This window comes from Mesorhizobium sp. M8A.F.Ca.ET.165.01.1.1, from assembly GCF_004792065.1.
In the GTDB taxonomy this organism is placed as follows: Bacteria; Pseudomonadota; Alphaproteobacteria; order Rhizobiales; family Rhizobiaceae; genus Mesorhizobium.
Window position 1 is genome coordinate 61,787 of sequence record NZ_SRTH01000013.1, and the last position, 24,359, is coordinate 86,145.

The 24,359-nt window shown below is 59.0% G+C and carries 23 protein-coding genes; 4 read left to right on the forward strand and 19 right to left on the reverse strand.

Annotation, left to right across the window (positions count from 1 at the left end; translation table 11 throughout):
* Positions 1-80 precede the first annotated feature (80 nt).
* Complete coding sequence (locus EN808_RS26930) at positions 81-1,109, forward strand: Ldh family oxidoreductase (protein WP_135917230.1); 1,029 nt, start codon at positions 81-83, stop codon at positions 1,107-1,109.
* Between the two features lie 63 nt (positions 1,110-1,172).
* Here EN808_RS26930 and EN808_RS37680 read toward each other — a convergent pair whose 3' ends face one another.
* The 13 genes from EN808_RS37680 to EN808_RS26990 form a co-directional block, all read right to left on the reverse strand.
* The gene (locus EN808_RS37680; RefSeq protein ID WP_281015743.1) at positions 1,173-1,304 is read right to left on the reverse strand and encodes a hypothetical protein; all 132 of its coding nucleotides are present in this window, start codon (positions 1,302-1,304) and stop codon (positions 1,173-1,175) included.
* 22 nt (positions 1,305-1,326) lie between these two features.
* Positions 1,327-2,163: an inositol monophosphatase family protein gene (locus EN808_RS26935; RefSeq protein WP_135917231.1), complete on the reverse strand. Its 837-nt coding sequence runs from the start codon at positions 2,161-2,163 to the stop codon at positions 1,327-1,329.
* Positions 2,163-2,414, reverse strand: a complete 252-nt coding sequence (locus tag EN808_RS26940) for a hypothetical protein (protein ID WP_127870979.1) — start codon at positions 2,412-2,414, stop codon at positions 2,163-2,165. The genes EN808_RS26935 and EN808_RS26940 overlap by 1 nt, the downstream gene beginning before the upstream one ends.
* A 103-nt stretch (positions 2,415-2,517) precedes the next feature.
* Positions 2,518-4,011: an aldehyde dehydrogenase gene (locus EN808_RS26945; RefSeq protein WP_135917232.1), complete on the reverse strand. Its 1,494-nt coding sequence runs from the start codon at positions 4,009-4,011 to the stop codon at positions 2,518-2,520.
* Positions 4,012-4,046: 35 nt separating this feature from the next.
* A complete protein-coding gene (locus EN808_RS26950; RefSeq protein WP_127870977.1) occupies positions 4,047-5,078 on the reverse strand; it encodes a proline racemase family protein in 1,032 nt (343 codons plus the stop codon).
* A 133-nt stretch (positions 5,079-5,211) separates the two neighbouring features.
* Entirely contained in the window at positions 5,212-6,090 is an 879-nt protein-coding gene (locus EN808_RS26955) for a dihydrodipicolinate synthase family protein (protein WP_127870976.1), read from the reverse strand.
* A 212-nt stretch (positions 6,091-6,302) separates the two neighbouring features.
* Positions 6,303-7,937, reverse strand: a complete 1,635-nt coding sequence (locus EN808_RS26960) for a choline dehydrogenase (RefSeq protein ID WP_135917233.1) — start codon at positions 7,935-7,937, stop codon at positions 6,303-6,305.
* Positions 7,938-7,958: 21 nt separating this feature from the next.
* On the reverse strand, positions 7,959-9,446 hold the full coding sequence (locus tag EN808_RS26965) for an aldehyde dehydrogenase family protein (RefSeq protein ID WP_127870974.1): 1,488 nt from the start codon (positions 9,444-9,446) through the stop codon (positions 7,959-7,961).
* A 16-nt stretch (positions 9,447-9,462) separates the two neighbouring features.
* Positions 9,463-10,530 carry an ABC transporter ATP-binding protein gene (locus tag EN808_RS26970; RefSeq protein ID WP_127870973.1) on the reverse strand — a complete coding sequence of 356 codons (1,068 nt, stop codon included), beginning with the start codon at positions 10,528-10,530 and terminating at the stop codon, positions 9,463-9,465.
* 10 nt (positions 10,531-10,540) lie between these two features.
* Positions 10,541-10,825 carry an ABC transporter permease subunit gene (locus tag EN808_RS26975; protein WP_189524172.1) on the reverse strand — a complete coding sequence of 95 codons (285 nt, stop codon included), beginning with the start codon at positions 10,823-10,825 and terminating at the stop codon, positions 10,541-10,543.
* Positions 10,810-11,382 (reverse strand): carbohydrate ABC transporter permease, encoded by a 573-nt coding sequence (locus tag EN808_RS26980; RefSeq protein WP_135917235.1) that lies wholly within the window; start codon positions 11,380-11,382, stop codon positions 10,810-10,812. Before EN808_RS26980 ends, EN808_RS26975 begins: the two co-directional genes overlap by 16 nt.
* Positions 11,382-12,320: a sugar ABC transporter permease gene (locus EN808_RS26985; RefSeq protein ID WP_127870971.1), complete on the reverse strand. Its 939-nt coding sequence runs from the start codon at positions 12,318-12,320 to the stop codon at positions 11,382-11,384. Before EN808_RS26985 ends, EN808_RS26980 begins: the two co-directional genes overlap by 1 nt.
* A 95-nt stretch (positions 12,321-12,415) precedes the next feature.
* Complete coding sequence (locus EN808_RS26990; protein ID WP_127870970.1) at positions 12,416-13,717, reverse strand: extracellular solute-binding protein; 1,302 nt, start codon at positions 13,715-13,717, stop codon at positions 12,416-12,418.
* A gap of 220 nt (positions 13,718-13,937) precedes the next feature.
* Here EN808_RS26990 and EN808_RS26995 point away from each other — a divergent pair, with 220 nt between their 5' ends.
* Together EN808_RS26995 and EN808_RS27000 are read left to right on the forward strand one after the other, a co-directional pair.
* A complete protein-coding gene (locus EN808_RS26995; RefSeq protein WP_127870969.1) occupies positions 13,938-15,008 on the forward strand; it encodes a LacI family DNA-binding transcriptional regulator in 1,071 nt (356 codons plus the stop codon).
* A 48-nt stretch (positions 15,009-15,056) separates the two neighbouring features.
* Positions 15,057-15,719 (forward strand): HAD hydrolase-like protein, encoded by a 663-nt coding sequence (locus EN808_RS27000; RefSeq protein ID WP_135917236.1) that lies wholly within the window; start codon positions 15,057-15,059, stop codon positions 15,717-15,719.
* Between the two features lie 144 nt (positions 15,720-15,863).
* On the opposite strand, the gene EN808_RS27005 is transcribed toward EN808_RS27000, so the two are convergent.
* From EN808_RS27005 to EN808_RS27020, 4 genes are all read right to left on the reverse strand, one after another.
* On the reverse strand, positions 15,864-17,279 hold the full coding sequence (locus tag EN808_RS27005; protein ID WP_210235458.1) for an FAD-linked oxidase C-terminal domain-containing protein: 1,416 nt from the start codon (positions 17,277-17,279) through the stop codon (positions 15,864-15,866).
* 82 nt (positions 17,280-17,361) lie between these two features.
* Positions 17,362-18,234: a carbohydrate ABC transporter permease gene (locus tag EN808_RS27010; protein ID WP_127870966.1), complete on the reverse strand. Its 873-nt coding sequence runs from the start codon at positions 18,232-18,234 to the stop codon at positions 17,362-17,364.
* Complete coding sequence (locus EN808_RS27015) at positions 18,224-19,120, reverse strand: sugar ABC transporter permease (protein WP_127871042.1); 897 nt, start codon at positions 19,118-19,120, stop codon at positions 18,224-18,226. Before EN808_RS27015 ends, EN808_RS27010 begins: the two co-directional genes overlap by 11 nt.
* A 90-nt stretch (positions 19,121-19,210) precedes the next feature.
* Positions 19,211-20,464 (reverse strand): ABC transporter substrate-binding protein, encoded by a 1,254-nt coding sequence (locus EN808_RS27020; protein ID WP_127870965.1) that lies wholly within the window; start codon positions 20,462-20,464, stop codon positions 19,211-19,213.
* A 386-nt stretch (positions 20,465-20,850) separates the two neighbouring features.
* On the opposite strand from EN808_RS27020, the gene EN808_RS27025 reads away from it, so the two are divergent.
* Positions 20,851-21,723: a dihydrodipicolinate synthase family protein gene (locus tag EN808_RS27025; RefSeq protein ID WP_167531282.1), complete on the forward strand. Its 873-nt coding sequence runs from the start codon at positions 20,851-20,853 to the stop codon at positions 21,721-21,723.
* A 93-nt stretch (positions 21,724-21,816) separates the two neighbouring features.
* Here EN808_RS27025 and EN808_RS27030 read toward each other — a convergent pair whose 3' ends face one another.
* Complete coding sequence (locus EN808_RS27030) at positions 21,817-22,626, reverse strand: IclR family transcriptional regulator (protein WP_245525131.1); 810 nt, start codon at positions 22,624-22,626, stop codon at positions 21,817-21,819.
* 301 nt (positions 22,627-22,927) lie between these two features.
* The gene (locus EN808_RS27035; protein WP_135917237.1) at positions 22,928-24,343 is read right to left on the reverse strand and encodes an aspartate ammonia-lyase; all 1,416 of its coding nucleotides are present in this window, start codon (positions 24,341-24,343) and stop codon (positions 22,928-22,930) included.
* Positions 24,344-24,359: the final 16 nt, after the last annotated feature.

Sequence of the window (24,359 nt, forward strand, 5' to 3'; positions counted from 1 at the left end):
ATTGCTATGCAGCCGTTGGCGGCCCCGATAGGCGAGTCACGCAGGGAGGCGCGTTGCTTTGTTGAAATGCGTGATTTGTCATGGCCCCATCGTTGTCGCATGAGCCAGCCATCTATTGCAGCCTGCCCGAGCTCATCGGCATGCTGGAAACTATCTTCGTGCGCAACGGAACGTCCGACAGCGTCGCCCGAGTGCTGGCGGCGAACTGCGCGAGCGCCGAACGCGACGGCTCGCGAAGCCATGGCTTGTTCCGGATGGCGGGCTATGTGAGCAATCTGAAGAGCGGCTTCGTCGACGGCCGCGCCATTCCACAAATCCAAGACGCTGGAGCCGCCTTCCTTCGCGCCGACGCCGGCAATGGCTATGCCAGACCGGCGCTGGAGGCGGCCATGCCACAAGCCATCGACAAGACGCGGTCGGCCGGCGCCTGTGTGCTCGCCATCGGCAATGCCCATCATAACGGTCCGCTCTGGCTGGATGTCGAGCCATTCGCGGAGGCGGGACTGATCGCCCTCAGTGTCGTCAACAGCGTCACTTATGTCGTCCCTCATGGCGGTCACAAGCGGCTCTACGGAACCAATCCGATGGCCTTCGCCGTACCGCGCGCCGATGGACAGGTTCTCCTGTTCGACCAAGCGACGGCAGCGATGGCTCATGGCGAAGTGAAGGCTGCAGCGCGTGAAAACAAGGTCCTTCCCGAAGGGATAGGCCTCGACGCCTCGGGGCTGCCAACCAGCAGCCCGCAGGCCATACTTGACGGGGGCGCGCTGCTGCCTTTCGGCGGACACAAGGGTTCCTCCATCGCCATGATGATCGACATCCTTGGCGGTGCGCTGACTGGCAGCAACTTCTCCCATCAAGTCAATTCGTCGGCCTATCCGGGGGCGGACTCCGCTCATACCGGTCAAACGATTATCCTGATCGACCCGACGAAAGGAAATGGTAGCCTGGGAATGTTCACAGGGCGGATCGAGGAATTGGTCGAGGCGATAGCCGAAGCCGGGCAGACGCGCCTTCCAGGTGAACGCAGGCTCGCCGCCCGCAAATTGGCGGCCGAGCGCGGCATCGCCATCGAGGCCGAGACATGGAAGCAATTACGCGCCCTTTGACACACGCAAAGCGCGAATGCGTGATTGGATTGAGGCGTCAACGGTGGGCGGCGACTCTTCTCTTCAACGGGTTACCCAGACCAGAAGGTACATGGCCGCTGTCGCGACCGCCATCCAAAACCAGCCCCAGAAACGGGCTCGTCGTTCGGCAGCGTTATCCTCGTCCTTTCGCTCGATCTCGTTCTTGCTGTCCATTCAAGATGTCTCGGGCAGGGGTTCAGATGTCGTTGAGCATCCGCAGCGCAGCCTCATGCAGGATGGCGTTTGCCGAGGCCAGAACGTTGCCGCCCCGCTCCGGGCGACCGCCGTCGAAGCGAGTGACGACACCACCGGCGGCCTCGATGAGCGGAATAAGCGCAACGACGTCATAGGCCGTCAGGGCGAGCTCGACGCAAAGGTCGATCTGACCGGCGGCGAGCATGGCGAACGCGTAGCATTCGCCGCCGTAGCGGGTGAATTTGACCGACGACGCCAGCCGGGCAAACCCTCGACCCGGACGGCGTGCGAAGGGTTCTGGAGAATTCGTGTGGCATATCACATCGGAAAGACGTTGGGTGCCGCTCGTCCTCAAGACGGTCTCGCCATGGGCTGAATGACAGATCGATTTCGTGCCATCGGACCAGAAGCACTCCCCGGTATGGGGCTGGTTCATCATTCCCAATACGGAGCGGCCATCGACGGTGAAGCCTATCAGGGTTCCCCAGACCGGAAGCCCGCACAGGTAGGGTTTCATCCCGTTGATCGGGTCGATCACCCATTTGAGAGGCCCGGATCCCGACGGGCTGAACGCCTCGCCCAATGTCGCGTGCATCGGATACTCGCCCGAAATGATGTCGCGGATGGCCCTTTCAGCATTGCGGTCGGCCTCCGTGACCGGATCGTGTTGCAGGCCGGGTTTGACCTCGGCTTCGACGGCCAACCTGTTGCGAAACGTCGGCATAATCTCCGCAGCAGCCGCATCCGCTAGTTTGCGGAAAAACTCAAAGGTGGGCAGCAGGTCCCCGTCCCGTTGGGAGGCAACACTGAGCTTGCGGAGTGAGGCTTGCCTGGCCATCAGAAGGCGCCCTGCTGGAAGGTCCTGTGGCCACCGCCTAGCCCGAACGCCATCTGGGTCGTCTTCGGGAAGCCGAAATGGAGCCCGCCGTCGAACTCGAGACGAAGCAGGCGCGCGCCGATCTCGTCAAGGGCGAGATCGGTGATAGGGCCGATGCCGGAAAACGGATTTGCGGTTCGCCGCGGTCTGCCGGACGCGGTCAAACGCTGGGCGCTCAGCCGTTCTTCCCTAAGCACTGCAACGGATGTCATTGACTTCCCTCAAAACCAACAGGGCGCCTGCAAGCCCATGGACGCACCGATTTCCCGCGAAGGGCTGGTGGCCGGCCAAGAGGGGCCGGGCCACCGCGTGCCGTCAGCGCAGCTGGATCCAGACGGCCTTGGTCTCAGTGTATTGGTCGTGCGCAGCAAGGCCCTTGTCCTTGCCGCCGAAGCCGGATTCCTTGTAGCCACCGAAGGGCACGGCGAAATCGCCTTCCGAATAGCAGTTCACGGAGACGGTGCCGGCGCGGATCGACTTGGCGACGCGATGCGCCGTGTTGAGATCGTCGGTGTAGAGGGAAGCGGCAAGGCCGTAGTTGGTGTCGTTCGCGATGCGAACCGCTTCGGCCTCGTCCTTGAACGAAATCACCGAAAGGACAGGCCCGAAGATCTCTTCGCGAGCAATCTTCATGGTGTTGGAGACGCCGTCAAAGATCGTCGGCTCAACGAAGCTACCACCTGTTTCGGCCAGCACTCGATTTCCGCCCAATGCTACCTTGGCGCCTTCATTGCGTCCGGTCTCGATGTAGGACAAGACCTTGGCGAGATGATCCTCCTCGATCATCGCGCCGATGCGCGTCGAGCGCTCGAGCGGATCGCCGACCGTCCAGGATTCGAACACCGGCTTCAGCTCATCAAGGAGACGGTCCTTGATGCTCTCGTGGACGATGAGGCGGGAGCCGGCAGAGCAGTTCTCGCCCTGGCAAAACAGAATGCCCGTCGCGACATTTTCGACGATCGGGGCGAAGTTCTTGACGTCGCTCATGACGATTGCTGGGCTCTTGCCGCCGCACTCGAGGATGATCCTCTTCATGTTGGAATCGGCGGAATATTTTAGGAAGAGCCGACCGACCTCGCCAGAGCCCGTGAAGCTCACGCAGTCGATATCCCGGTGCAGGCCGATAGCCTGGCCGGCAGTCGGCCCCAGACCCGGGACGACATTGAAGACGCCGTCCGGAATGCCTGCCTCGGATGCCAGCGCTGCCAGCCTGATCAGCGACAAAGACGTCTGTTCGGCCGGCTTCAGCACGAGGGAATTTCCTCCCGCCAGGGCGGGCGCCAACTTCCACATCGCGACGAACAGAGGGAAGTTCCAGGGAATGACGCCCCCGACGACGCCGATCGGCTCGCGCACGATCATCGACACGACGTCGCGCGGGGCCGGCGACATCTGATCGTAGATCTTGTCCGTCGCCTCCGCATGCCAGCGCAGCGTCTCGACGGAGTCTGGCAGGTCGACACTGAGGGAATCGTTGATCGGCTTGCCGCAATCGAGCGTTTCGATGAGCGCGAGTTCGGCGCTGTGCTTCTCGATCAGATCGGCAAAGCGCAGCAAGACTTTCTTGCGCTCCCGCGGCGGCATGCCCGACCAACTGCCGGCCTCGAAACTGCGGCGTGCGGCACTGACCGCAAGGTCGACGTCCGCAGCGCCGCCGGCGGCGACATTAGCAAGGAGCTTGCCGGTGGCAGGATTGACGGTTTCGAACGTCTCCCCCGATTTTGCCGTCACATAGGCGCCGTCGATAAAGGCCCGCGTTTCGAATTTCAGCCTTTCGGCTTGGGCGTGGAAGTCTGCGTGCACGTTCATCTTGAACTCCTGCAAATGACAATGATGGATATTGGTCAGGCTCCGGGCCAGGTATCGGAAAGTGTGTAGCCCCTCGGAAACGGATCGCTCGGGTCGAGCACGAACTGATGGAAGCCGGTGATCCAGGCCCGTCCGGTGATGGCGACAGACACGGCGTCGAGACCTCCGACCTTGGACGTCTCGAATATCTCGCCGACGAATTTCGTGCCTATGATCGACTCATGGATGAATTGTTCGCCGGCAGCGATTTCACCACGCGCGTGCAGCAACGCCAATCGCGCGCAGGTGCCGGTCCCGCATGGCGAGCGGTCCAGTCTGCCTGGTGAGACGATGACCCCATTCCTGGATGTCTTGATCCCGTCGACTACCGCGAGCGGACCGGCAAAAAGCGTCTGGTTGATTGTGTGTATCTCTGGATTCTCGGGGTGGACGGATGGTAGTTGCTCGGCCGCCGCTCGCTTGATTTTTTCGCCAACGTCCGAAAGATCGCGCGCTTCGGACGGCTCGATCTCGAAGCCGCAGTCCTGAGCATCGACAATCACGTAGATCATCCCCCCGTAGGAAACGTCGACGCGGAGCGAGCCTATGCCTTCGACCTCGATCATCCGGTCCCGGTGCATGACAAAAGACGGCTGATTCCTGAACTTGACGCTTTCGCACTTTCCGTCCCGGCACCGTGCTTCGACCTCAATAAGGCCGGCCGGCGCCTCGAGCGTCAGCCTGGTGACGGGCTCCTGCATCGGGATAATTCCTGTCTCCAGGAGAACGGTCACCGTGCATATCGTGTTCGTGCCCGACATCGGCGGATAGGAGGCCGGTTCGATGATGACATAACCCATCTGGGCGTCAGGGTGAGACGAGGGCAGCACAAGGTTGGTGCAGAGCGTGACCTTCCCGCGGGGCTCATGCAGGAGAAAGGCTCGAAGGTCGTCACCTTTGGTTTCCAGCCATCGTGCCTTCTCGAACATGGTCTTGCCGGGAACATCTATAACACCGCCCGTAATGACGTCGTTCGGCTCGCCCTCGGCGTGGGCGCCCACAACGTTGATCATCCGCGACAATCTCATTCCTCAATCCTTTCTGCCTGGGCCGGCCCTGAAGTCGTGCAGCCGATGCTGGACAAGGAAAAACGAATGTCCAGGACCAGTTGCAGCAGCCGGATCCCCGGGGCGACGAAGCCCCGGGAACGACCGGATCGCGTCAGGCAGCTGCCGCTGCAAGCGCCTTGTCAACCAGTTTAACCTCCTCAGTGGTCAAGGGGAGAACCGGCAGGCGGCACTCGCCGACAGGGCGACCCGTCTTGGTGCTTGCTGACTTGGCGACTGGATTGAAGGGGGCGGTCCAGAGCAGCAGTGACAGGGGACGCAGCTTGAGCCACAGCGCGGTCGCTTCGGCCAGGTTCTTGTTCTGAACCAGATCATAGAGCCGCACGAGTTGCTGCGGAACAGCGTTGCCGGAGCCGGTAAAAACACCCGGCGCGCCGCTCAGCAGGCTGTAGAAATTCAGATAGTCGCAGCCGTTGAACACCTTCGCACCCTGTGCCGACAGCTGGTCGATGCGCATCATATTGGACGTGCTGTCCTTGATGTACTTGATGGTGTCGATCTCGCTGAAGCGCTTGTAGACGTCAGGCGTGATGTCGAAGCCGGTGTACTGAGGAATATTATAGACCATGATCGGGGTGTTCACGGCGCTGGATATCTGTTCGTAGTGATAGCGAACACCTGGCTCGCCCGGCCCCTCGAAGAAGGGCGGGAGTATGAGCAAAGCGTCGGCGCCAGCGTCGCTCGCATGTTTCGAGTTTTCGATGGCGTCTTCGGTGCGCAAGGCAGATGTCTGGACGATCAGCTTGGCGCGGCCGTTGATGCGCTTGCCGGCAACCTCCGCGATACGCCGCTTCTCGCTTTCAGTCAGAAACGGGAACTCACCCGTCCCGCCATTGACCGCGATGATGTGAATGCCCGCATCGATCAGCGAATCGATGTTTGCGCCCAGAGCCCCCTCATCGAGTGCCGCACCCTTGTCCTTGAATGGCGTGCAAATCGGCACGCAGATTCCTTTTAGTTCGCTCACGTCCATGCTCCTTTTTCGAGATCGGATTTGTTCAAGATTTCAACGAAGACCGCGGTCAGAAACGACGGCCCCAGCTGGCGCTCCAAACATAAATTCGTCGATATACTGCCCTTTGGCTGCAGTTTTTCTGCAGCAATATTTCTTTCCACGAGTTTTGATTTATGTAATCGTTTTCATAGTAGACATCAAGCACCTCGACATTGCACCTCTCACTGTCTTCAGGCGGTGTGGTACGGCTGTGGATCCGCAGGCAACGTGACGCGGCCTCGGATGGCGTCCGCGACCTTCTCCGCCATCATGATAACCGGCGCATTGAGATTGCCGCTGACGATCTCGGGCATGATGGAGGCATCGACAACTCTGAGACCCTCGATGCCGTGCACTTTTGCGTCCTTGTCGACGACGGCGTCGTCGCCCTCGCCCATTCGGCAGGTGCAGCACGGGTGGTAGTTCGTGCCGGCAACGCCGCGCAGCCAATTGGCGATGTCATCGTCGGTCGCGACGGAGGGCCCTGGCATTTCTTCAACGCCCCGGAATTCGTCCCAGGCCTGCTGGTGGACCACGTTGCGAATTGCCTTTACGGCCTGGACCGCCTGCACCATGTCGTCGGGATGCTGCAGATAGTTGAAAACGAATTTTGGGGCGGCAGCCGGATCCGCCGAATCCACCCAGACGCGCCCTTCGCTCTTGGGACGCATGAGGCTGAGGAAGTACTGAAAGCCGTTCTCGAGCTTGACGTTGCCGTGCTGGAATTCACCCAGCATCGGGACGAACTCAAACTGCACATTGGGTATGGCCTCTTCGTTGCGCGTCCGCATGAACGTGCCAACCTCGAAGAAATTGGTCGCGCCGAGCCCTTTCTTGAACAGCAGCCACTGGAGGCCAATCTTGGCCTTGCCCAAGGTGGACAAGTCCTTTGCTGCCGAGACGTCCTTGGTCGCGCGATACATGACCGGCGCCGCGACGTGATCCTTCAGTCCGCGGCCGACACCCGGCAGATGATGCTTCACAGCTATGCCGGCATTTTTGAGATCCTCGGCCGGCCCGATGCCGGAAAGAAGCAAGAGTTGCGGCGAGTTCAGGGCGCCGCCGCACAGAATCGTCTCACGCTCCGGCTCGAACTGCTGAGCGCCGGATTTCGTAGAAACCGCAACCCGCACGACGCGCTTGTTGCTTGTCTCTATGCCCGTGACCCTTGCACCAGTCAGCACGGTAAGATTTGGTTTGCGCGGCTGCGCATGGATATAGCCCTGCGAGGTGCTCCAACGGATGCCGTCATGGACGTTGCGCTGGGTGATGTGCACACCTTCCTGCTGGTACGCATTGTGATCGGCAACATGCTTCAGCCCGCTTTCAACTCCGGCGTTGAGGAAGGCGTGATAGAGGGGATTTTCCGCCTTGCAGGTTTCGATCTGCATTGGCCCTGCCCCGCCGCGATAGGCGTTCGCTCCCTTGTCGAATGTCTCGGCTTTCTTGAAGTAAGGCAGGCATTCGGCATACGACCACCCGCCAGCTCCGATGCTCGCCCAATTGTCATAGTCCCATGGATTGCCACGGACCCAATTCATGCCATTGATGGAGGACGAGCCGCCCAGCACGCGCCCCCTCGCCTCATGAACGATCCGTCCCTGCAGATGTGGTTCCGGCTCCGAATTGTAGAACCAGTTGAAGCGGTCGTTCATCAACGGAAAGCCGAGAGCCGCCGGCATGCGGATGTAGATATGCTGATCCGAAGGCCCTGCTTCCAAAAGAAGGACAGTCGTGGAAGGGTCTTCGGCGAGGCGAGAAGCGATTACCGAACCTGCCGAGCCGGAGCCGATGACGATGTAATCGAACGTCTTCTTGTCTACCACCTGAAGGTCACTCCTTACTGTTTAGTTCGCCAAGGTGTGCGGCAAGGCGTGCGGGCGCTGCCCTAGCTTGATAAAGGTCGACTTTACCTCGGTGAACTCGAGCAATCCGTCCAGGCCGTTTTCGCGACCGATCCCGCTCTCCTTGAACCCTCCGAACGGCATCTGAACGGCAGTCTCGAGAAAGGTGTTGACGTAAACCGTCCCGCTGCGGAGTTCACGGGAAACGCGAATTGCCTTGTCGATATCCTTCGTCCAGACACCATTGCCGAGGCCATAGTTCGTGTCGTTGGCAAGGGCAATCGCCTGGTCCACGCTGGTGAAACGGGTGACAGCCAGAACCGGCCCGAAAATCTCTTCACGGAAGATCGTCATATCGGGGGTGACATCGGAAAAGATCGTGGGGGCAACATAAAAGCCCCTGCCCAGGCCGTTTTCCGTTACCCGACTGCCGCCGAGCAAAAGTGTAGCGCCCTCATCTATGCCGCTCTGGATGTAGGATAGCACCTGTTCCATGTGCTTTTCATGGATCAGCGCTCCGACATCCGCCTTTTCATCCGTCGGCAGGCCGAGCCGGATCTTCTTCGAGCGCTCGACCAACTTATCCAGGAAGGTATCCGCGACTCTGTCCTCGACCAGCAGCCTGGTCCCTTGAACGCATTCCTCGCCTTGGTTGAGGACATAGCCAAGCAGGATGCCATCCAGCGCGGCGTCGATATCGGCATCGGCAAAGACGATATTTGCCGCCTTGCCGCCCAGTTCGAGGCCAACGCGCTTGACCTGTTCGGCAGCGCGCTGTGCGATCCTGATGCCGACCGCGGTCGAGCCAGTAAACGAGATCATGTCGACCTTTCGATGCCCGGTCAGCATTTCGCCGACGGTGCGGCCTGAACCGGTGACCACATTGATAACACCGTCTGGAATGCCCGCTTCTTTTGCCAGCCTGGCGATTTCCAGCGTCGACCCTGAGGTCAGCTCGGATGGCTTGATCACAACCGTGCAGCCGGCCGCGAGCGCGAAGGGCAGCTTCTGGAACAGCGTGACCAAGGGGAAGTTCCAAGGCGTTATCATTCCGATCACGCCGCGTGGCTCGCGGGTCACAAGGCCCAGATTTGCGTCCCCGATATTGGAGACCAGGTCACCCGGGATTTGCCAGGCGAGCGCTGCAGCATAGCGCGCAAGCTCGATCGACCACTCGACCTCGGCCTTGGCGAAGCGGATCGGCTTGCCAACCTCCTCGGCTTCAATCAGGGCAAGCCTGTCGATCTCACCGGTCAGCAGATCCACCCAGCGCCCGAGAGCCTTGGCCCTTTCGGCGCCGGGAATGGCTGACCACACGGATCGATTATCGAAGGCTTTTCGGGCACCTTCGATCGCGGCGTTGACAGCGCTCTCGTCGCTCTGCGCGAACCGCGCAAGCAGTTCGCCATGGGCCGGTGACTTGCGTTCCACCTTGCGATCGGACTTCGCCCAGGCGCCATCGATCCAGTTCTCGTATTCGCGCACGTTCATCAGTTCACATTCCTTGTCAGTTGCGCGCGACTAGCCGGCTCTTGCCGGGTGTTACGGCTATACCGACAACATCGCCGATCTTGGCTTCGGTGCGATCTGTCACGACGATGAACTTGTGACCACCGCAGTCGACGTAGACATTGGTTGTCTGGCCCAGGGGCTCCACGAAGTCGACATTTGCCGAGGCTGCGCCTTCAATACCGTCGCGGACGATCATGAGATGCTCGGGGCGGACGCCGACATAGAATTGTCCCTGGGCGTCGGCAAAGCTGCTTGCCCTGTCGGCGACGTCGCCCGCCAGACTGTCGGCAAAAGGCTGCACGGAAGCGGCGATTCCCTTCTTGCCATCAAAGTGCGCAGGAAACAGGTTCATGGGAGGCGACCCGATGAAGTCGGCAACGAATTCGGTCTTCGGCCTGTCATAGATTTCGAGCGGGGTTGCGACCTGCACCATGTCGCCGCGGCGCATGACCGCGATCCTGTCAGCCATCGACATGGCTTCGATCTGATCGTGGGTCACGTAGACGGTGGTGATGCCGAGGCTAGTCACGAGTTTCTTGATCTCGGTGCGCATTGTGGCTCGCAGCTTGGCATCGAGATTCGAGAGAGGCTCGTCCATCAGGAAGACACGCGGGTTGCGGACCAGAGCGCGCGCCAAGGACACGCGCTGCCTTTGCCCACCGGAGATCTGCCCTGGCTTGCGGTCCAGGTACTCGGCAATTCCCAGTTTCTCCGCGGTCGCCTGCACCTTCTTTTTGCGCTCGCCCTCGGCAATCTTTCGCACCTTCAGCGGGAACTCGATGTTTTGGAATACCGACAGGTGCGGATAAAGCCCGTAGTCCTGGAAAGCCATCGCGATGTCGCGATGGCGAGGTTCCTCGTAGGTAACGTCACGGCCATTGATCTTTATCTGGCCGTCGCTGGGGAGCTCCAGTCCGGCGATCATCCGCAAGGTCGTGGTCTTGCCGCAGCCGGAGGGGCCAAGCATGACGAAGAACTCGCCGTCCTTGATGTCGACCGAGACGCCGTTGACGGCGGTAAAGGCGCCAAAGCGCTTGTATACGGATTTGACTTCGATACCCATTATCTCTTCCTCATCCCTTCACGGCGCCGAGGGTCAAACCCCTGACCAGGTATTTTTGCATCAACAGCACGAGCACGACGACCGGCGACGACATCAGCACGCCCGCGGCCGATCCCAACCCCCACGATATGGCCTTGGCCTTGATCGAACTGGCCGCGATCACAGGCAAGGTGCGCGCCTCCGAAGAGGTCAGGATGCTGGCGAGCAGGAATTCGTTCCAGGCGAACATGAAGATGATGACCATGGTCGCCGCGAGGCCCGGCAAAAGCAGCGGCAAGGTTACGCGCCAGAACACTCGAAGCGGCTGCAACCGTCGATCAGCGCGGCCTCTTCGATCGACTGCGGAATCTCCTGGATGAAGACGCGCATGACCCAGACCACGAACGGCAAGCCGTTCAGCGTATAGACGGCGATCAACAGCCACGGTGTGTCGAAGATGCCGAGTTGCTTGGCGATGATGAACAGCGGGATGACGCTCACCATGGGCGGCAGCATGCGGATCGACAGCACCTCGAAGGCGATGAAGTTCTTGTTCTTCACGTCAAACCGGGCCAGCCCGTAGGCAGCGAGCGTGCCTGCGATCATTGCAAACAGCGTGGCGAGGCATACGATGAAGGTGCTGTTGATCAAGGCATCCATCGCATTCAGCTCGGTGAAAAGCTTGCGAAAGCTCTCCAGTGTCGGCGAAAAGATCCATTTCGGCGGATAGGCCGATATGTCGACATCCGACTTGAGCGAAGACAGCGTCATCCAGACGATGGGAAAGGCGAAGAAAGCAGTCGCGATCAGGGCCAGCAGATAGTAGCCGATGCCGCCGAAGAGGGATCCACGTGGCGCAGTCGAACTCGACATCAGCGTGCCTCCTTTTCGTTCACCATGCGCATGAAGCCGGTGTACTTCACGAAGATCAGAACCACGGCCAGGATTATCAGCAGCGTGAGCCAGGACAGTGCCGCGCCATATCCGAGATTGAAGAAACGGAAATTGACGCGCGCCAGATAGATGCTGAGCAGATCGGTGGCGAAGTCAGGCCCGCCTCGGGTGATGATGTAGACGGTATCGTAGGTTCGGATGGCGTCGACGATCCGCAGCAGACTGGCGATGACGATTACCGGCTTCAGCATCGGAAGCGTGACCATGAAGAAGGTCTGAACGGGCGAGGCGCCGTCAATTGCCGCTGCCTCAAACGGGCTCTTCGGCAGCGCCGACAGGCCGGCAAAGATGATGAGGAACATGAACGGCGTCCACTGCCAGACGTCGACCAGCACCATGGAAGCCATGGCGCTGATTTTCTCACCGGCCCACGGCTGCGGCGGGATACCTGCGAGGCTGAGCAAGTAGTTGAGCACCCCGAGGTCGGGCATCATCATGATGCGCCATGTGATGCCGACCGCGATCGGCGTGATCAGCATCGGCACGATGATGATGGTCCTTAGAACGGTGAAACCCCTGAGCCTGAGGTTGAAGAGCAGGGCCAGCAGAATCGCCAAGGTGAGGGACAGTCCGACCGAGAGCACCGTGAACAGCAACGTCAGCAGGATTGAATGCAGGAACTGGGCGTCGGTGAGCGCATCCGCATAGTTGCCGAGACCGACAAATCCCTGAAACTTGTCAGGATCCGCCGGCCTGTAGCCAGTGATGCTCATGTAGAGGGAGTGGAGGAGCGGAAACAGGCCGACGACAGTCATGATGATCATGGTCGGCGCAAGCAGGACCATGCCCGTGTAGCGCTCCCCGGCGCGCTGAGCGCGGTCGCTTGCGATTGGCAAACTCTCTAAGCTGGCTGTCATGTTTCCTTGGTCTCCAGGGCGCACGCGGGCATCCGCCCGCGGCGCTTTCCTGTTCAACGAACGTCGGGATATCCCGACGCACCGGTGCTGCGACTTCAGCCCTTGACGAGCTTAGCCGCTCGATCAACGGCATCGACCATGGCTGTCTTGGGCGTCTTTCGCCCGGTCACGCCGGCGAGGACTTCCTCGTAGATTGCCCGCTGCACTTCCACCGCGTTGGTGAGGCGATACGGCGGGATAGCGATCGGCTGCGTGCCACGGGTCTTGAAGTCCTCGAAGACATGGAGCCCGGGGATCTTCTTGATCATCTCGGGATTTTCCAGATCCGGCTTGTAGCAAATCGAGGTTTCGCCAGCCTCCGAGAAATATTTGTAGCCACCATCGGCAAGCCAAGCCAGGAACTTGTAGCCTTCGGCCTGCTTCTTGCTCGCGGCGTTCAACACCACGGTCCAGCCGCCAATCATCGACTGCTGGAACTTCTCCGTGGGCGCCACGGCGTAGCCGAACTTGCCAGCATGCGGACCACTTTCAATTCCGGAGAGCGCGTCCGACCAGGATATGATCATGGCTGCCGTGCCTTGGCCGATCGCCGACTGGCCTTCAGGATAGTCGAACCCGGACACGCCCTGCGGGCAATACTGCAAGACCTCCTTCAGCCGCTCGATGGCATGCTCGCCCTGCCCTTCCGAATTGAAGACGGGTTCATTGGCATCGTTGAAGCAACCGTCATCCGTGGGCGCCAGCTTCGTCATGCCCATGACACGGGTCATCCAGTCGCCGGACATGTGGGCGTCCTGCCCTCCCAGACACAGAGTGTTTCCGGCCACATCCGAACTGTGCAGCTTCTTGGCGGCCGCGACATACTCATCCCAGGTGACAGGCACCTTGTCGATGCCGGCCTTTTCGAACAGGTCCCGGCGATAGATGAACACAGGAATTGTCATGGCAAGCGGCAGGCCGTAGTGCTTGCCCTGATAGATCGAGTACTGGAGCGAGCCTTCGGTGACGTTCCCGTAGTTGATGTCGGGAAGACCCGGGGTTGCGGCCTTGATGTCTTCCATCGTCGGCGCCCACTTGTTGCGCTGCGGCTGGCGAACCCAGAGGCTGTCGGTGGTGATGATGTCGAACGTCTCCGACCCCTGCGAGAGTTCGATCAGCATTTTTTCGTAGTGGGACTCATATGGGTTGGACTCCCCCGTGATCTTTGCGGCCGTATAGGCCTTCGCCACCTGGTCGGTCAGGGCACCGGCCCACACCGAGTTGCTGTTGAGGATGTTGAGTGTCACCTCCTCCGCATAGGCGGATGAAGCGCGATACGCTGCCATCGCCGCGGCGAGACCGGCGGAAGCCTTCAAAAAGCTGCGACGGGAAAAGGGCAGTCTGATCGGGGCGGTCACTTGTTGCTCCTCCTGTTTTCATGCAAGGCGAAACGAGTACGCCTTAGCGTTCCCAAATCGTGTAAACGTTTTCATTTTTACGACCCTGCTACCCCTTGTCAAGCGCCATTCTTGAAATATGTAAACGATTTCACCAAAAGCGCTTTAAGACTTGTCAAGGCGGGCGAAGTCGAAGACAAAGGCTGAAGGTAGATGAAACCAACGATCACGGTGGCGGCGTATGCCCGGTAAAAAGACGAAACAGCCAAGGCTCAAGAAACGAGCTGGTGTGTTCGATGTTGCCCGGGAGGCAGGCGTATCCGTCGCGACAGTGTCGAGAGCCTTCAACCTGCCCGATGTAGTCAGCGAGGATGTGCGCCGGCGTGTGCTGGCGACCGCGCAACGCCTCGGCTACGCCGCCAATCCGGCCGCCAAGGCGCTTCGTTCGCGCAAGACACACATTGTCGGCGCTGCCATTCCCACGCTCGACTACGCCATCTTTGCAAAGATGATCAATCACTTCCAGGATACGTTCGCCCAGCATGGCTACATCACGATTGTCGCCACGACAGGTTTCGAGCACGCCAACGTGTTCGAGAAGGTCAAGACGCTGGTCGATCGCGGCGCCGAAGCGCTGCTGCTGGTTGGCGCGATAGAGGATCCGGCATTGGTGCGCTACCTGAAGGAGCCGCATATTCCGGTCGTCACGACCTACTCCTATATTCCAGAGGAGATCGTGCCCTGCATCGGCTTCGACAACTACGCCGCTACCCAGAGCGCGATGGAATATCTCGCGGATCTTGGTCATAGAAATTTTGCCATGATCGCCGGCAGTCCTAAGGGGAGCGATCGTCAGCGCACCCGAATTGCCGCCTACAGGGATTTCATCGCGGCGAGGCAACTGGAGGGTGAGGAGAACATTATTATTCGCGACTTTACCATTCGCGACGGCGCCGAAGCGATGCGCGCCCTGCTGGATAAATATCCCGACACAACCGCATTGGTTTGCAATACCGACGTGGTTGCCTTCGGTGCTCTCAGCGAAAGCCGCCGGCTTGGGATTCGCATTCCCCAGGATATCTCCGTCGTGGGGTTCGACGACGCAGAGTATGCTGCACAGTTGGACCCGCCGCTGACGACGATTGCCGTACCTGCCGAAGAGATGGGGCGCCTGAGCGCCGATATGCTTCACATGTCGCTCTCGACAGGGGAGTCTCCTCGCTTTGTGCGGCTGGACTCTCATCTAATCGTGAGAAAATCCGCCTGCCCACCACGAGGCCTGAAGCAACTGCGCCTCGCCAGCGCCGTGTAGACCATCGGCGCTGCTGCCCCGGAAACAGTGTGATCAAGAGGTAAGGCGTTGCCCCATAAGACACTTCTTCCGGCCCGCCCTGCGGCAATAATTTTCGATTTCGACGGCGTCATCTTGGATTCGGCCGAGATCAAGGCTCAGGCTTTTGCAGAAATCTATTCCGGGCACGGCGAAGAATGGGCTGCTTTCATCCTGGATTATCAGCGCATGCATGGAGGCGTATCGCGCCGGGAAAAGTTCAAACATTTTGACAAAACGATACTCGGCCAGGAGCCGACCGAGGAGAGGCTTTCTTTCCTATCCCAAAGGTTCACGGATATCGTCTTCAAGAAGGTACTTTCCGCACCTTTCATTCCGGGAGCCAGATCGCTGCTGGATGCGGCTCGCGATCACTCTCGGCTTTTTGTCGTCTCGGGTACGCCACAGGAAGAACTTGTCGAGATCGTCCGACAACGCGCCCTGGATTCCTATTTCGAAATCGTCATCGGCGCGCCTACCAAAAAGCATGAGGCTTTTACCCGGATCCTTGCCTTGGGCCTGGCCCGGGAAACGGTGGTGGCTGTCGGCGATTCCATCACCGAATGTTCGGCTGCGATAGAACTGGGAATACCGTTCCTGGGAATCCGCAACGGCCCATCGCCAACGAATTTCCCGGAAGAAGTCCTGCCCCTTCCCGACCTGACTGATGCTACCCGACTGCTTGGATTTTGAGTCCACGCATCGCGGATTTGCCGGAAGCGTCCTCGGCCCCCAGCTTTCAATCGCTATATCTTACAGCCTGCAAAGTGGGCGCGACCCGGGTTCTAGAACCGCGCCGTGAGCATCCAGACGCCTATTAATTACATCCCTGCCGGCTTACGACGTTGTTGAGCCCCGCGGAGCCAACCCGGGAATGAGTTTGCCGGGATTCATGATGCCGTTCGGGTCAAAAAGACCCTTGATAGCGCGCATGATGTCCAGGGCTGGCCCATGTTCGGCTTCCATGTATCTGAGTTTGCCCAATCCTATGCCATGTTCCCCGGAGCAGGTCCCTTCCATTGCCAGGGCGCGATAGGCCAAGCGGGAACTGATGCCGCTCGCGATCTCGTATTCTTCCTGGCTATCCGGATCGATCACCAGACCAAGGTGGAAGTTCCCGTCTCCCGCATGTCCGTTCAGACACACGAAGAACGGGGCCGTTTCGATGTCGGCCTTGGTTTCCACGACACATTCGGTCAGGCGGGAGATCGGCACACAAGCATCCGTCGGCATCACTTTCGCGCCGGGCCGGCTGGCCAACAAGGCATTGTGCATGCGATGGCGCGCGCGCCACAGCGCAGCCCGGCTCTCCTGATCCCTGGCCCAGCGAAACTCGCCTCCGCCCATTTCCGTGGATATCGCCCCGACAGTGGCTATCTGTTCGGCAACGGCTTGGGACGCGCCGGCGAATTCGAAAAACAAGGTAGGCCGTATTTCATAATCGAGCTTGAAGTACTCGACGCATGCCCGCATGGCCGGCTCGTCCATCAACTCCGCTCGCGCAATCGGCAAGCCCAGCTGAATTATTTGAGTGACCGTATCGACCGCGGCCTTTAAAGATGGATAGCCGCACACGGCCGCAACCGTCTCCTCTGGGACGCCATGCACGCGGATGGTGAGTTGCGTGATGATGCCGAGAGTGCCTTCCGAGCCGATGAAAAGCTTGGTCAGGTCGTAGCCTGTCGACGATTTCCGAGCCCGGCTCCCCGTCTTGATGACCCGCCCATCGGGCAATACCACACGCAAGGACAGTACGTTCTCGCGGATCGTTCCATAGCGCACGGCATTGGTGCCGGACGCACGCGTAGCTGCCATCCCGCCAATCGTTGCCTCCGCGCCGGGATCGATGGGGAAAAACAGCCCCAGATCCTTCAGATGCCTATCAAGCGCCTGTCGCGTAACGCCAGGTTCGATGACCACGTCCAGATCGTCGGGATGCACAGCAAGTATTCGATTCATGCGGCTGACATCTAGGCTTACTCCGCCGTGGACGGCGCTCAAATGGCCTTCCAACGACGTTCCGGCTCCGAAGGGAATGACCGCTACGCGATGGGCATTGGCGTTCTTGAGGATCGCCGCGACCTCCGCTTCGCTCTCGGCAAAGCAGACGGCGTCTGGTGCTTCAACCGCGTGGAACCCCTCTCCACCGCAGTGCTGCTGCCTGAGCGCCGTGTTGGTGGTGAAGCGGTCGACAAGCAGCTTTGCGATCTCTTGGACAAAGGCAGTCGGCAGCGGCTGCTTCGACACTGACATTGGAAATCCCATCGACTGAGTATGCCTGTGCTGGCTCATTTGACCGGTTGGAGAGATCGCAGGCTGGCTGTTGGCGGCGCGATTATCCTTTGACCGCGCCGGCCGTCAGGCCCCGGACGAAGTACCTTCCGGACAGGACATAGACGATCAGCGTCGGAAGCGCGGCTATCAGTGCCGCCGCCATGTCCACGTTATACTGCTTGCGCCCAAGGGTTACGTTCACGACGTTGTTCAATGCAACAGTGATCGGTGAACTTCCACCGGCGGAAAACGATACGCCAAACAGGAAATCGTTCCATATCGACGTGAACTGCCAGATGCAGCACACAACGGCGATAGGAATGGCCGTAGGCAGGGCAATGCTGAAGAATATCCTGAAGAAGCCAGCGCCGTCGACCAAAGCCGCCTTGGTCAACTCATCAGGGAACGAGACAAAGTAGTTCCTGAAAAACATTGTCGTGAATGCGATACCATAGACCGTGTGAACCAGTATGAGGCCCGCGGTGGACCCCGACAAATGCAACATGCCGAGCACTCGTGCAATAGGCAGCAGGACCGCTTGCAGCGGAAGGAAGCACCCAAACAACATGAAGGCGAAGAAAAGGTCTGATCCGCGGAATTTCCACTTGGCCAGCGTGTAGCCATTGATGGCGCCGATGGCCGTGGACACGAAAACCGCCGGGACAGTAATGATCAGCGAGTTCAGAAAGAAGGGCGAAAGGCCGACACAGTTGGTGCCGATACAAGCCGTACTCCAGGCTTTCGACCACGCTTCGAACGTGAATTGCTTTGGGAGGCCGATAAGCGAGCCGGAATAGATTTCATCCAGTGGCTTGAACGACGTAATCAACATGACCCAGAGCGGCACCAGGTAGAGCGTAGCCAGGAAAGCCAGGCAGCCATAGACAAACAGCCTGCCGCCGTAGCGCTCGAATTTGCGCATCTTAATGATCATTGGCTGGCTTCCGAAGTTCGGTGTAAAGATACGGAACGATAATCGCCACCACCGCGGCCAGCATCATCATCGCGCTCGCCGCGCCGACTGCCATCTGGTTTCTTTCGAACGTCGCGGAAAACATGAACATCGACGGCATCTCGGTTGCCCCGCCCGGCCCGCCATTCGTCAGGGCGAATGTGAGGTCGAACGTCTTGATGGCGATCTGGCCAAGCAGGACGACGACGCTGAGAAACGCCGGTCGAAGCATCGGCACGACGACGCTGACATAGATGCGGACCTGAGAAGCGCCCTCCATCTGAGCGGCTTTTATGATCGAATTGTCGATCCCCCTCAGGCCGGCGAGAAAAATGGCCATCGCGAAGCCGGACGACTGCCATACCGCGGCAATGACGACGGTGTAGAGGGCGTAGTTGGGATTCACCAGCCAATCGAATGTGAAGGAGGTCCAGCCCCAGCTCCGAACCACATTCTGGATGCCGAGACCGGGGTTCAAGACCCATTTCCAGGCGACGCCGGAAACGATGAATGACAGCGCCATCGGATAGAGGAAGACGGTTCTGAGAAAGCCTTCCGCCCGAATCCGCTGATCGAGGAGAATGGCGATGAAAAGGCCAAAGAAAGTCGCGATCGACAGGTAGAGTGCCGAGAAGATAAACAAGTTCTTGACGGCTATGTACCACCGCGGGGTCGACCAAAGACGGATGAACTGCTCCAGACCCACAAAATCGTATATCGGCATCACCCTGGATGAACTAAGCGAAATACTTGCAGTCCACGCGATGAATCCGTACGTAATTACGAGTATAATCAATCCGCTCGGAGCCAGAACGATTTTTGGCAACTGGGCGGCGAAGTATCGCTTGATATCCGTCCTTCGAACCATGTCATTCCTCGAATTGCCCGGCCAATTCAGGTTCAAGCAGAACGCCAGCCGGAAGGCCATCGGCGGCCTTCCGGTCGTTGTCAATCACGCCTAACGAGCGTTATCGATTTCGTCCGCGAGAAGCGTCACCGCATCTTGCGCGCTCATGTCCGACACGAAGAACTTCCCTGCAACTTCCTTGAAAATCGCAGCGAATTGAGGTTCGGCGGCATAGCCGCCAGACAGGGTGCCGAGGAACGATCTGTTGTCGATCGCCGTCTTGAGGTCCGCTGCGGCCTGCTTGGCGCATTCGTCAAACTTCGACATGTCGACACCGAGCCGAGGCGGGATCGACCCCTTGATCAAGTTGAACTTTATCTGCACTTCCGGATCGAGGATCACCTTGACCAGTTCGTCCTGCGCGGCCCGAAGGTTCGGATCGGTGGTCTCGAACATGCTGAACGAGTCCATCGCCCAAAGGAAATTCGGCGTTGACGTGGGGGTCGGGAAACACAGGAAGTCCACGCCGGGCTTCAGGTTCTTTGCGAGAAACTCGCCCTTCGCCCAATCTCCCATGATCTGCATGCCGGCTTTACCGCTCGCCACCATTTCACTCGCAACAGCCCAGTCACGGCCGACAAAATTGTCGTCGACGAGACCCCTTACCTGGCGCAGCTTTTCGAAAACCTTGACCATTTCCGGGCTGCGAATGGCCTTGTCGTCAACCTTGAGCGCGACCCGCGTGTAAAACTCGGGTCCATTCAAATCGATGATAAGGCTGTCGAAGATTTTGGCGACCTGCCATGCCTCGTCGCTGGCTGCCAGAGGGATGATACCCGCCTTGCGCAACTTTTCGCCCGACGCGATGAGCTCGTCCCAGGTTTTCGGAATGCCTATACCCGCGGCGTCGAACGCCTTCTTGTTTGCCCAGATCCAGTTGGAACGATGCAGATTGATCGGCACCTCGACCCACTTGCCGTCGGGCGCCGCAAGACGCTTATAGTCGGGCGGGATCAAGTCAGCGCCGCCATTCGCGGTTTCCAAATCGGTCAGGTCCCGCAGAACGCCTTCCTTGGCCCAGGTCGAGGCGTCGTAGCCCAGCATCTGCATCGCGCCCGGTGGGTTGCCGGCGACGATTCGTGCGCGGAGCGATTGCTCCGCATTGACACCATTTGCTCCACCTATAGCGGCGTCCTTCCAGATGACACCGCGCTTTTCCAGCTCCTGCTTGATCGTATTGACCGCGGCCACTTCGCTGTCGGACACCCAATGGTGAATGACCTCAATGGACTTTTCTTCCGCTTGGGCCGTGGCAGACATCATGCCGCATATGGCGGCGGCCAGTAACAGAGTCCGACTACGCATTTCCTCTCCCCAACTATCTCCGAATTGCGATGAGTACAGAGCGCTTGCAACCTGCGTCCCGCGCCTGCCCCGGTAAGCTCGCCATGTAGGTTTTCCGCTCACCGGTATAGAGGTTCATACAACGGAACAGTGCCAGCAATTGCGCACTCGGCAGGAAACTGACGCTATGTGATGCACAAAGGCGCAGCCACTGCGATAGCCGAAAATTTCCGGCAGAATCACTCATCGAAATTCTTCTTGACAAAGGCTCCACGGCAGAGCGATTTTGCGCTAGTCAATATACAGTTTCATTGAATGAAACATTGGCGACCGCCCGAGCACATCATCGACGCCGGGGCCGAGCGGTCCGCTGGTTTCACAACGATCCCTCTCAGCAGGAAATGCAAATGGTTGAAGCACTAAGGCGCGAAGAAGTCAGAGGCGTTATTACACCGATCGTCACGCCGTTTAACCGCGATGAGACAATCGATTTCGATTGCTTTGAACGCGAACTTTCGTTCATGGAAGCATCCGGCATCAGGGTAATCATCATTGGCGGCAGCACCGGATCCGGCAACGAGCTGAACGCCGAGGAGCTGGCGACCTTGATCCGCACCGCGACGACCAAGAGCAATCTGCGCGTCATCGCCGGCATCATCCCCGATACGACCAAGGACGCCATTCACCGGTCTCTGCTTGCGAAAGAGGCAGGCGCCGCCGCGTTGCTACTCTGCCCACCGACTTACAACGGCATGACAGACGAATCGGCGCTTGCATTTATCACAGATGTGGCTGCCGCATCCGAGTTGCCAATCGTCTTTTACGACCACTTCAATTATTCCGTCGATCTCTTGAAGACGATTGCTCGCCTGCCTGAAGTCATTGCAATCAAGTGTGTATTCCAGAACATAGGGGAGCTTGTGCAGACTGTCGGCGATCACGTGACTATAGCTGCCGGCTATGACCCGATCACACTTGCCGGCTATGTGATGGGCGCGGAGGCTTCGATCTGCGGCGTTCACGCGGTATTGCCGAAGCAGAACGTCGATATCTATCGGGCGTTCAAGGACGGCAATATCGCAGAAGCGATGCAGTTGACCAAAGCCATCGGCCCGATTTGCCGCGAAGTCAGTCAGGCAACCAATTTTCCCACCCGCATAAAGTACGCGATCGGCATGCTTGGCCGGGATGTCGGGACGCCCATCCGTCCGCTGGACCGGATTGGCGAAACTGATAAAGCGGCCATCGACGACGCTCTCAGGGTCGCCGGACTGCGATAAGAAGATTTTCTGGGCGGGTCGTCTCACTCTCGAGGTAGACGATCCCGCCTCTCTACAGTACGCGATTTTTCCGCTAGCGATGGCGTCCGATTCTCAAGCGCCGACGCGGGAATCCCTTCTGCCGTGGAATCCAATTGCTCGCGACAGTTGCGCAGTAACCTCGACCAGATGGGCCCCCACGGACGGGATCGCATCGTCAACAACGCGGGTCGTCGGACCGGAGATGCTAATTGCTCCGATCGGTCGACCCGAGGCATCGAATATCGCTGCCCCGACACACCTGCTGCCTATCGTGGCCTCTTCATTGTCCACGGCGTAACCAAGTTCGACGATCTCCGGCAATTCGGCCAGGACCTTGGCTGCGCTGGTCAATGTCCGCGGCGTGTAACGGTCAAAACTGCACCGCTGAAGCAACCGGTTGGCCTCGCCGCGATCGAGCCACGCCAATATGCTTTTGGACAGGGATGACGCATGCCAGGGATTCACTGAACCAACCGCCCCGCCCTGCCTCAGCATCTGTGTTGTCTCGATACTGTCGACGACCACGACTTCCTGGCGGACTAGCAGTGCCAAGTTTATGGTTTCATTGAAGTGTTCATACAATTTCTGCAGATAAGGGCGAGCCACGGCGCGAATGTCACGGCGGTGCAACGCTTTCTGTCCCAGCATAAACAGGTCGATACCCAACGTGTAGCCATTTCCGTCGACGCGCTCGATGACCCCATGGCCGACCAAGCTTGCCAGATATCGCAACGTCGTTGGTTTACCGAGGTCAACCTCCCTGGCGATCGCGGATAGAGACAATGGCCCTTCCGCCTTCTCAAGGACGCGCAGGATCGCCATCGTCCGATCAACAGCGTCGAAACGGACTTTCTCGGTCAAATTTTGTGATGGTTCTGTCAACTAGCCAACTCCGAATGAGGCATGGGCAGACGCCAGCAAAATTGGCCGTTGCCTAAGTCAGCAAGCGCTCAATCAGAGATATTCAGTGCTGAAGCGGTCCCGCTGCCCCAATGCCCGAACGGGAAACCTCGACAATGGGTGAAGCGACTCGTATTTTACACCTGCCAAACAACGATATCACTCACCGAAACATCAGGCAACACAGTCGAACAAGAGTCGATGATTGTCTGACCGCCACCCGACGCGCAGGGCGCCGGCCTTTTCCTTCTCTATCGTTTATCGCAGCGAGGCCGATTGCGCTTCAAGCCGAGGCGGCGTTCGAGAGACCCGCGAACTCGGCACTGTTACCGAATATCTGCTCAATTTGTTCAGGCAGCAGAACACCCTCGTCTTCAACGACTTGGCGCAAATTTCTCTTGCCAGCCAAAGCGCGCTTCGACAATTCGGCAGCCTTGCTGTAGCCGATGAGCTTCGCCAACGGCGTGGCCAAAGCAAGGGATTGGTCCAGCAAGGCTTTGCAGCGATCCTCATTGACTTCGATCCCGTCGATGCAGCGCTCTTTGAAAATCCGCATTCCTTTGGTCAACAACCGCATGGACTGCAGGATATTCAAGACGATCACCGGCTCCATCGCATTCAACTGGAGCTGCCCGGCGCTCGCGGCGAGCGTTACGGCAAGATCATTCCCAATGACCTGGAAACTGAGCTGATTCATCATCTCCGGAATGACCGGGTTGATCTTGCCAGGCATGATGGAAGAGCCGGCCTGTACCGGCGGCAAACGAATCTCCCCAAGGCCGCCGAGCGGTCCGCTGCTCAGAAGACGCAGATCGTTGCAGATCTTGGTCAGCTTGACCGCAATGCGCTTCAGCATGCCTGAAAAGGAGACAAACCCGCCGGTGTCGGACGTTGCCTCGATAAAGTTGCGCGCGGCGATAAGCTGGATTCCGGATATCTGCGACAGATGACGGCAAACGATGCCGGGGAATTCGCGGGGCACGTTGATCGACGTGCCGATCGCCGATCCGCCGAGGTTGATTTCCAGCAACAACCTCGATGCCGATTGAAGCTGGATGATGTCCTCGTCGATCAGTTCGGCAAAGGCCCCGAACTCCTGCCCGACTGTCATCGGAACGGCATCCTGAAGCTGAGTTCTGCCGACCTTCAGAGCATTTGCGTGCTGCAGCGCTTTCGCGCGGAAGGCCTCACGCAAACCGACCTGTGCGGATACCAGCCCCTCGCAGGCTCGCAGCACAGTGAGGCGGATCGCGGTCGGATACACATCGTTGGTCGACTGGGAGAGGTTTACGTCGTCGTTGGGGTGGAGTCTTGTATAGTCGCCAACGGCTGCGCCGAGCTTGATCAAGGCCAGGTTCGTCACAACTTCGTTGACGTTCATGTTCGTGGACGTGCCGGCTCCGCCCTGCATCATGTCCACGGGGAAATTCTCTTCGATCGCACGGAGTCCGATCAGTTCGTCACAGGCGTCCGATATGGCCTCTGTCTTTTCGGGCGAAAGCAGGCCGAGTTCCATGTTCGCCAGGCCGGCGGCCTTTTTCACCATGGCCATCGACTGGATGAGCTCGGGGAAATCCCTCAGGCGCAGCCCGGATACATCAAAGTTCTGTTCCGCCCGACGGGTGTGCACGCCGTAGAGCACATTGCCAGGGATAGCGAGCGGTCCGATCAGATCGGATTCGATGCGTTCGACAAACATGATTGCTACCTCTCTC

Bases quoted from the DNA above. Each gene is read 5' to 3' on its own strand.
- EN808_RS26930 (WP_135917230.1), top strand. From the start codon at position 81: ATGGCCCCATCGTTGTCGCATGAGCCAGCCATCTATTGCAGCCTGCCC.
- EN808_RS37680 (WP_281015743.1), bottom strand. From the start codon at position 1,304: ATGGACAGCAAGAACGAGATCGAGCGAAAGGACGAGGATAACGCTGCC.
- EN808_RS26935 (WP_135917231.1), bottom strand. From the start codon at position 2,163: ATGGCCAGGCAAGCCTCACTCCGCAAGCTCAGTGTTGCCTCCCAACGG.
- EN808_RS26940 (WP_127870979.1), bottom strand. From the start codon at position 2,414: ATGACATCCGTTGCAGTGCTTAGGGAAGAACGGCTGAGCGCCCAGCGT.
- EN808_RS26945 (WP_135917232.1), bottom strand. From the start codon at position 4,011: ATGAACGTGCACGCAGACTTCCACGCCCAAGCCGAAAGGCTGAAATTC.
- EN808_RS26950 (WP_127870977.1), bottom strand. From the start codon at position 5,078: ATGAGATTGTCGCGGATGATCAACGTTGTGGGCGCCCACGCCGAGGGC.
- EN808_RS26955 (WP_127870976.1), bottom strand. From the start codon at position 6,090: ATGGACGTGAGCGAACTAAAAGGAATCTGCGTGCCGATTTGCACGCCA.
- EN808_RS26965 (WP_127870974.1), bottom strand. From the start codon at position 9,446: ATGAACGTGCGCGAATACGAGAACTGGATCGATGGCGCCTGGGCGAAG.
- EN808_RS26970 (WP_127870973.1), bottom strand. From the start codon at position 10,530: ATGGGTATCGAAGTCAAATCCGTATACAAGCGCTTTGGCGCCTTTACC.
- EN808_RS26980 (WP_135917235.1), bottom strand. From the start codon at position 11,382: ATGTCGAGTTCGACTGCGCCACGTGGATCCCTCTTCGGCGGCATCGGC.
- EN808_RS26985 (WP_127870971.1), bottom strand. From the start codon at position 12,320: ATGACAGCCAGCTTAGAGAGTTTGCCAATCGCAAGCGACCGCGCTCAG.
- EN808_RS26995 (WP_127870969.1), top strand. From the start codon at position 13,938: ATGCCCGGTAAAAAGACGAAACAGCCAAGGCTCAAGAAACGAGCTGGT.
- EN808_RS27005 (WP_210235458.1), bottom strand. From the start codon at position 17,279: ATGTCAGTGTCGAAGCAGCCGCTGCCGACTGCCTTTGTCCAAGAGATC.
- EN808_RS27010 (WP_127870966.1), bottom strand. From the start codon at position 18,234: ATGATCATTAAGATGCGCAAATTCGAGCGCTACGGCGGCAGGCTGTTT.
- EN808_RS27015 (WP_127871042.1), bottom strand. From the start codon at position 19,120: ATGGTTCGAAGGACGGATATCAAGCGATACTTCGCCGCCCAGTTGCCA.
- EN808_RS27020 (WP_127870965.1), bottom strand. From the start codon at position 20,464: ATGCGTAGTCGGACTCTGTTACTGGCCGCCGCCATATGCGGCATGATG.
- EN808_RS27025 (WP_167531282.1), top strand. From the start codon at position 20,851: ATGGTTGAAGCACTAAGGCGCGAAGAAGTCAGAGGCGTTATTACACCG.
- EN808_RS27035 (WP_135917237.1), bottom strand. From the start codon at position 24,343: ATGTTTGTCGAACGCATCGAATCCGATCTGATCGGACCGCTCGCTATC.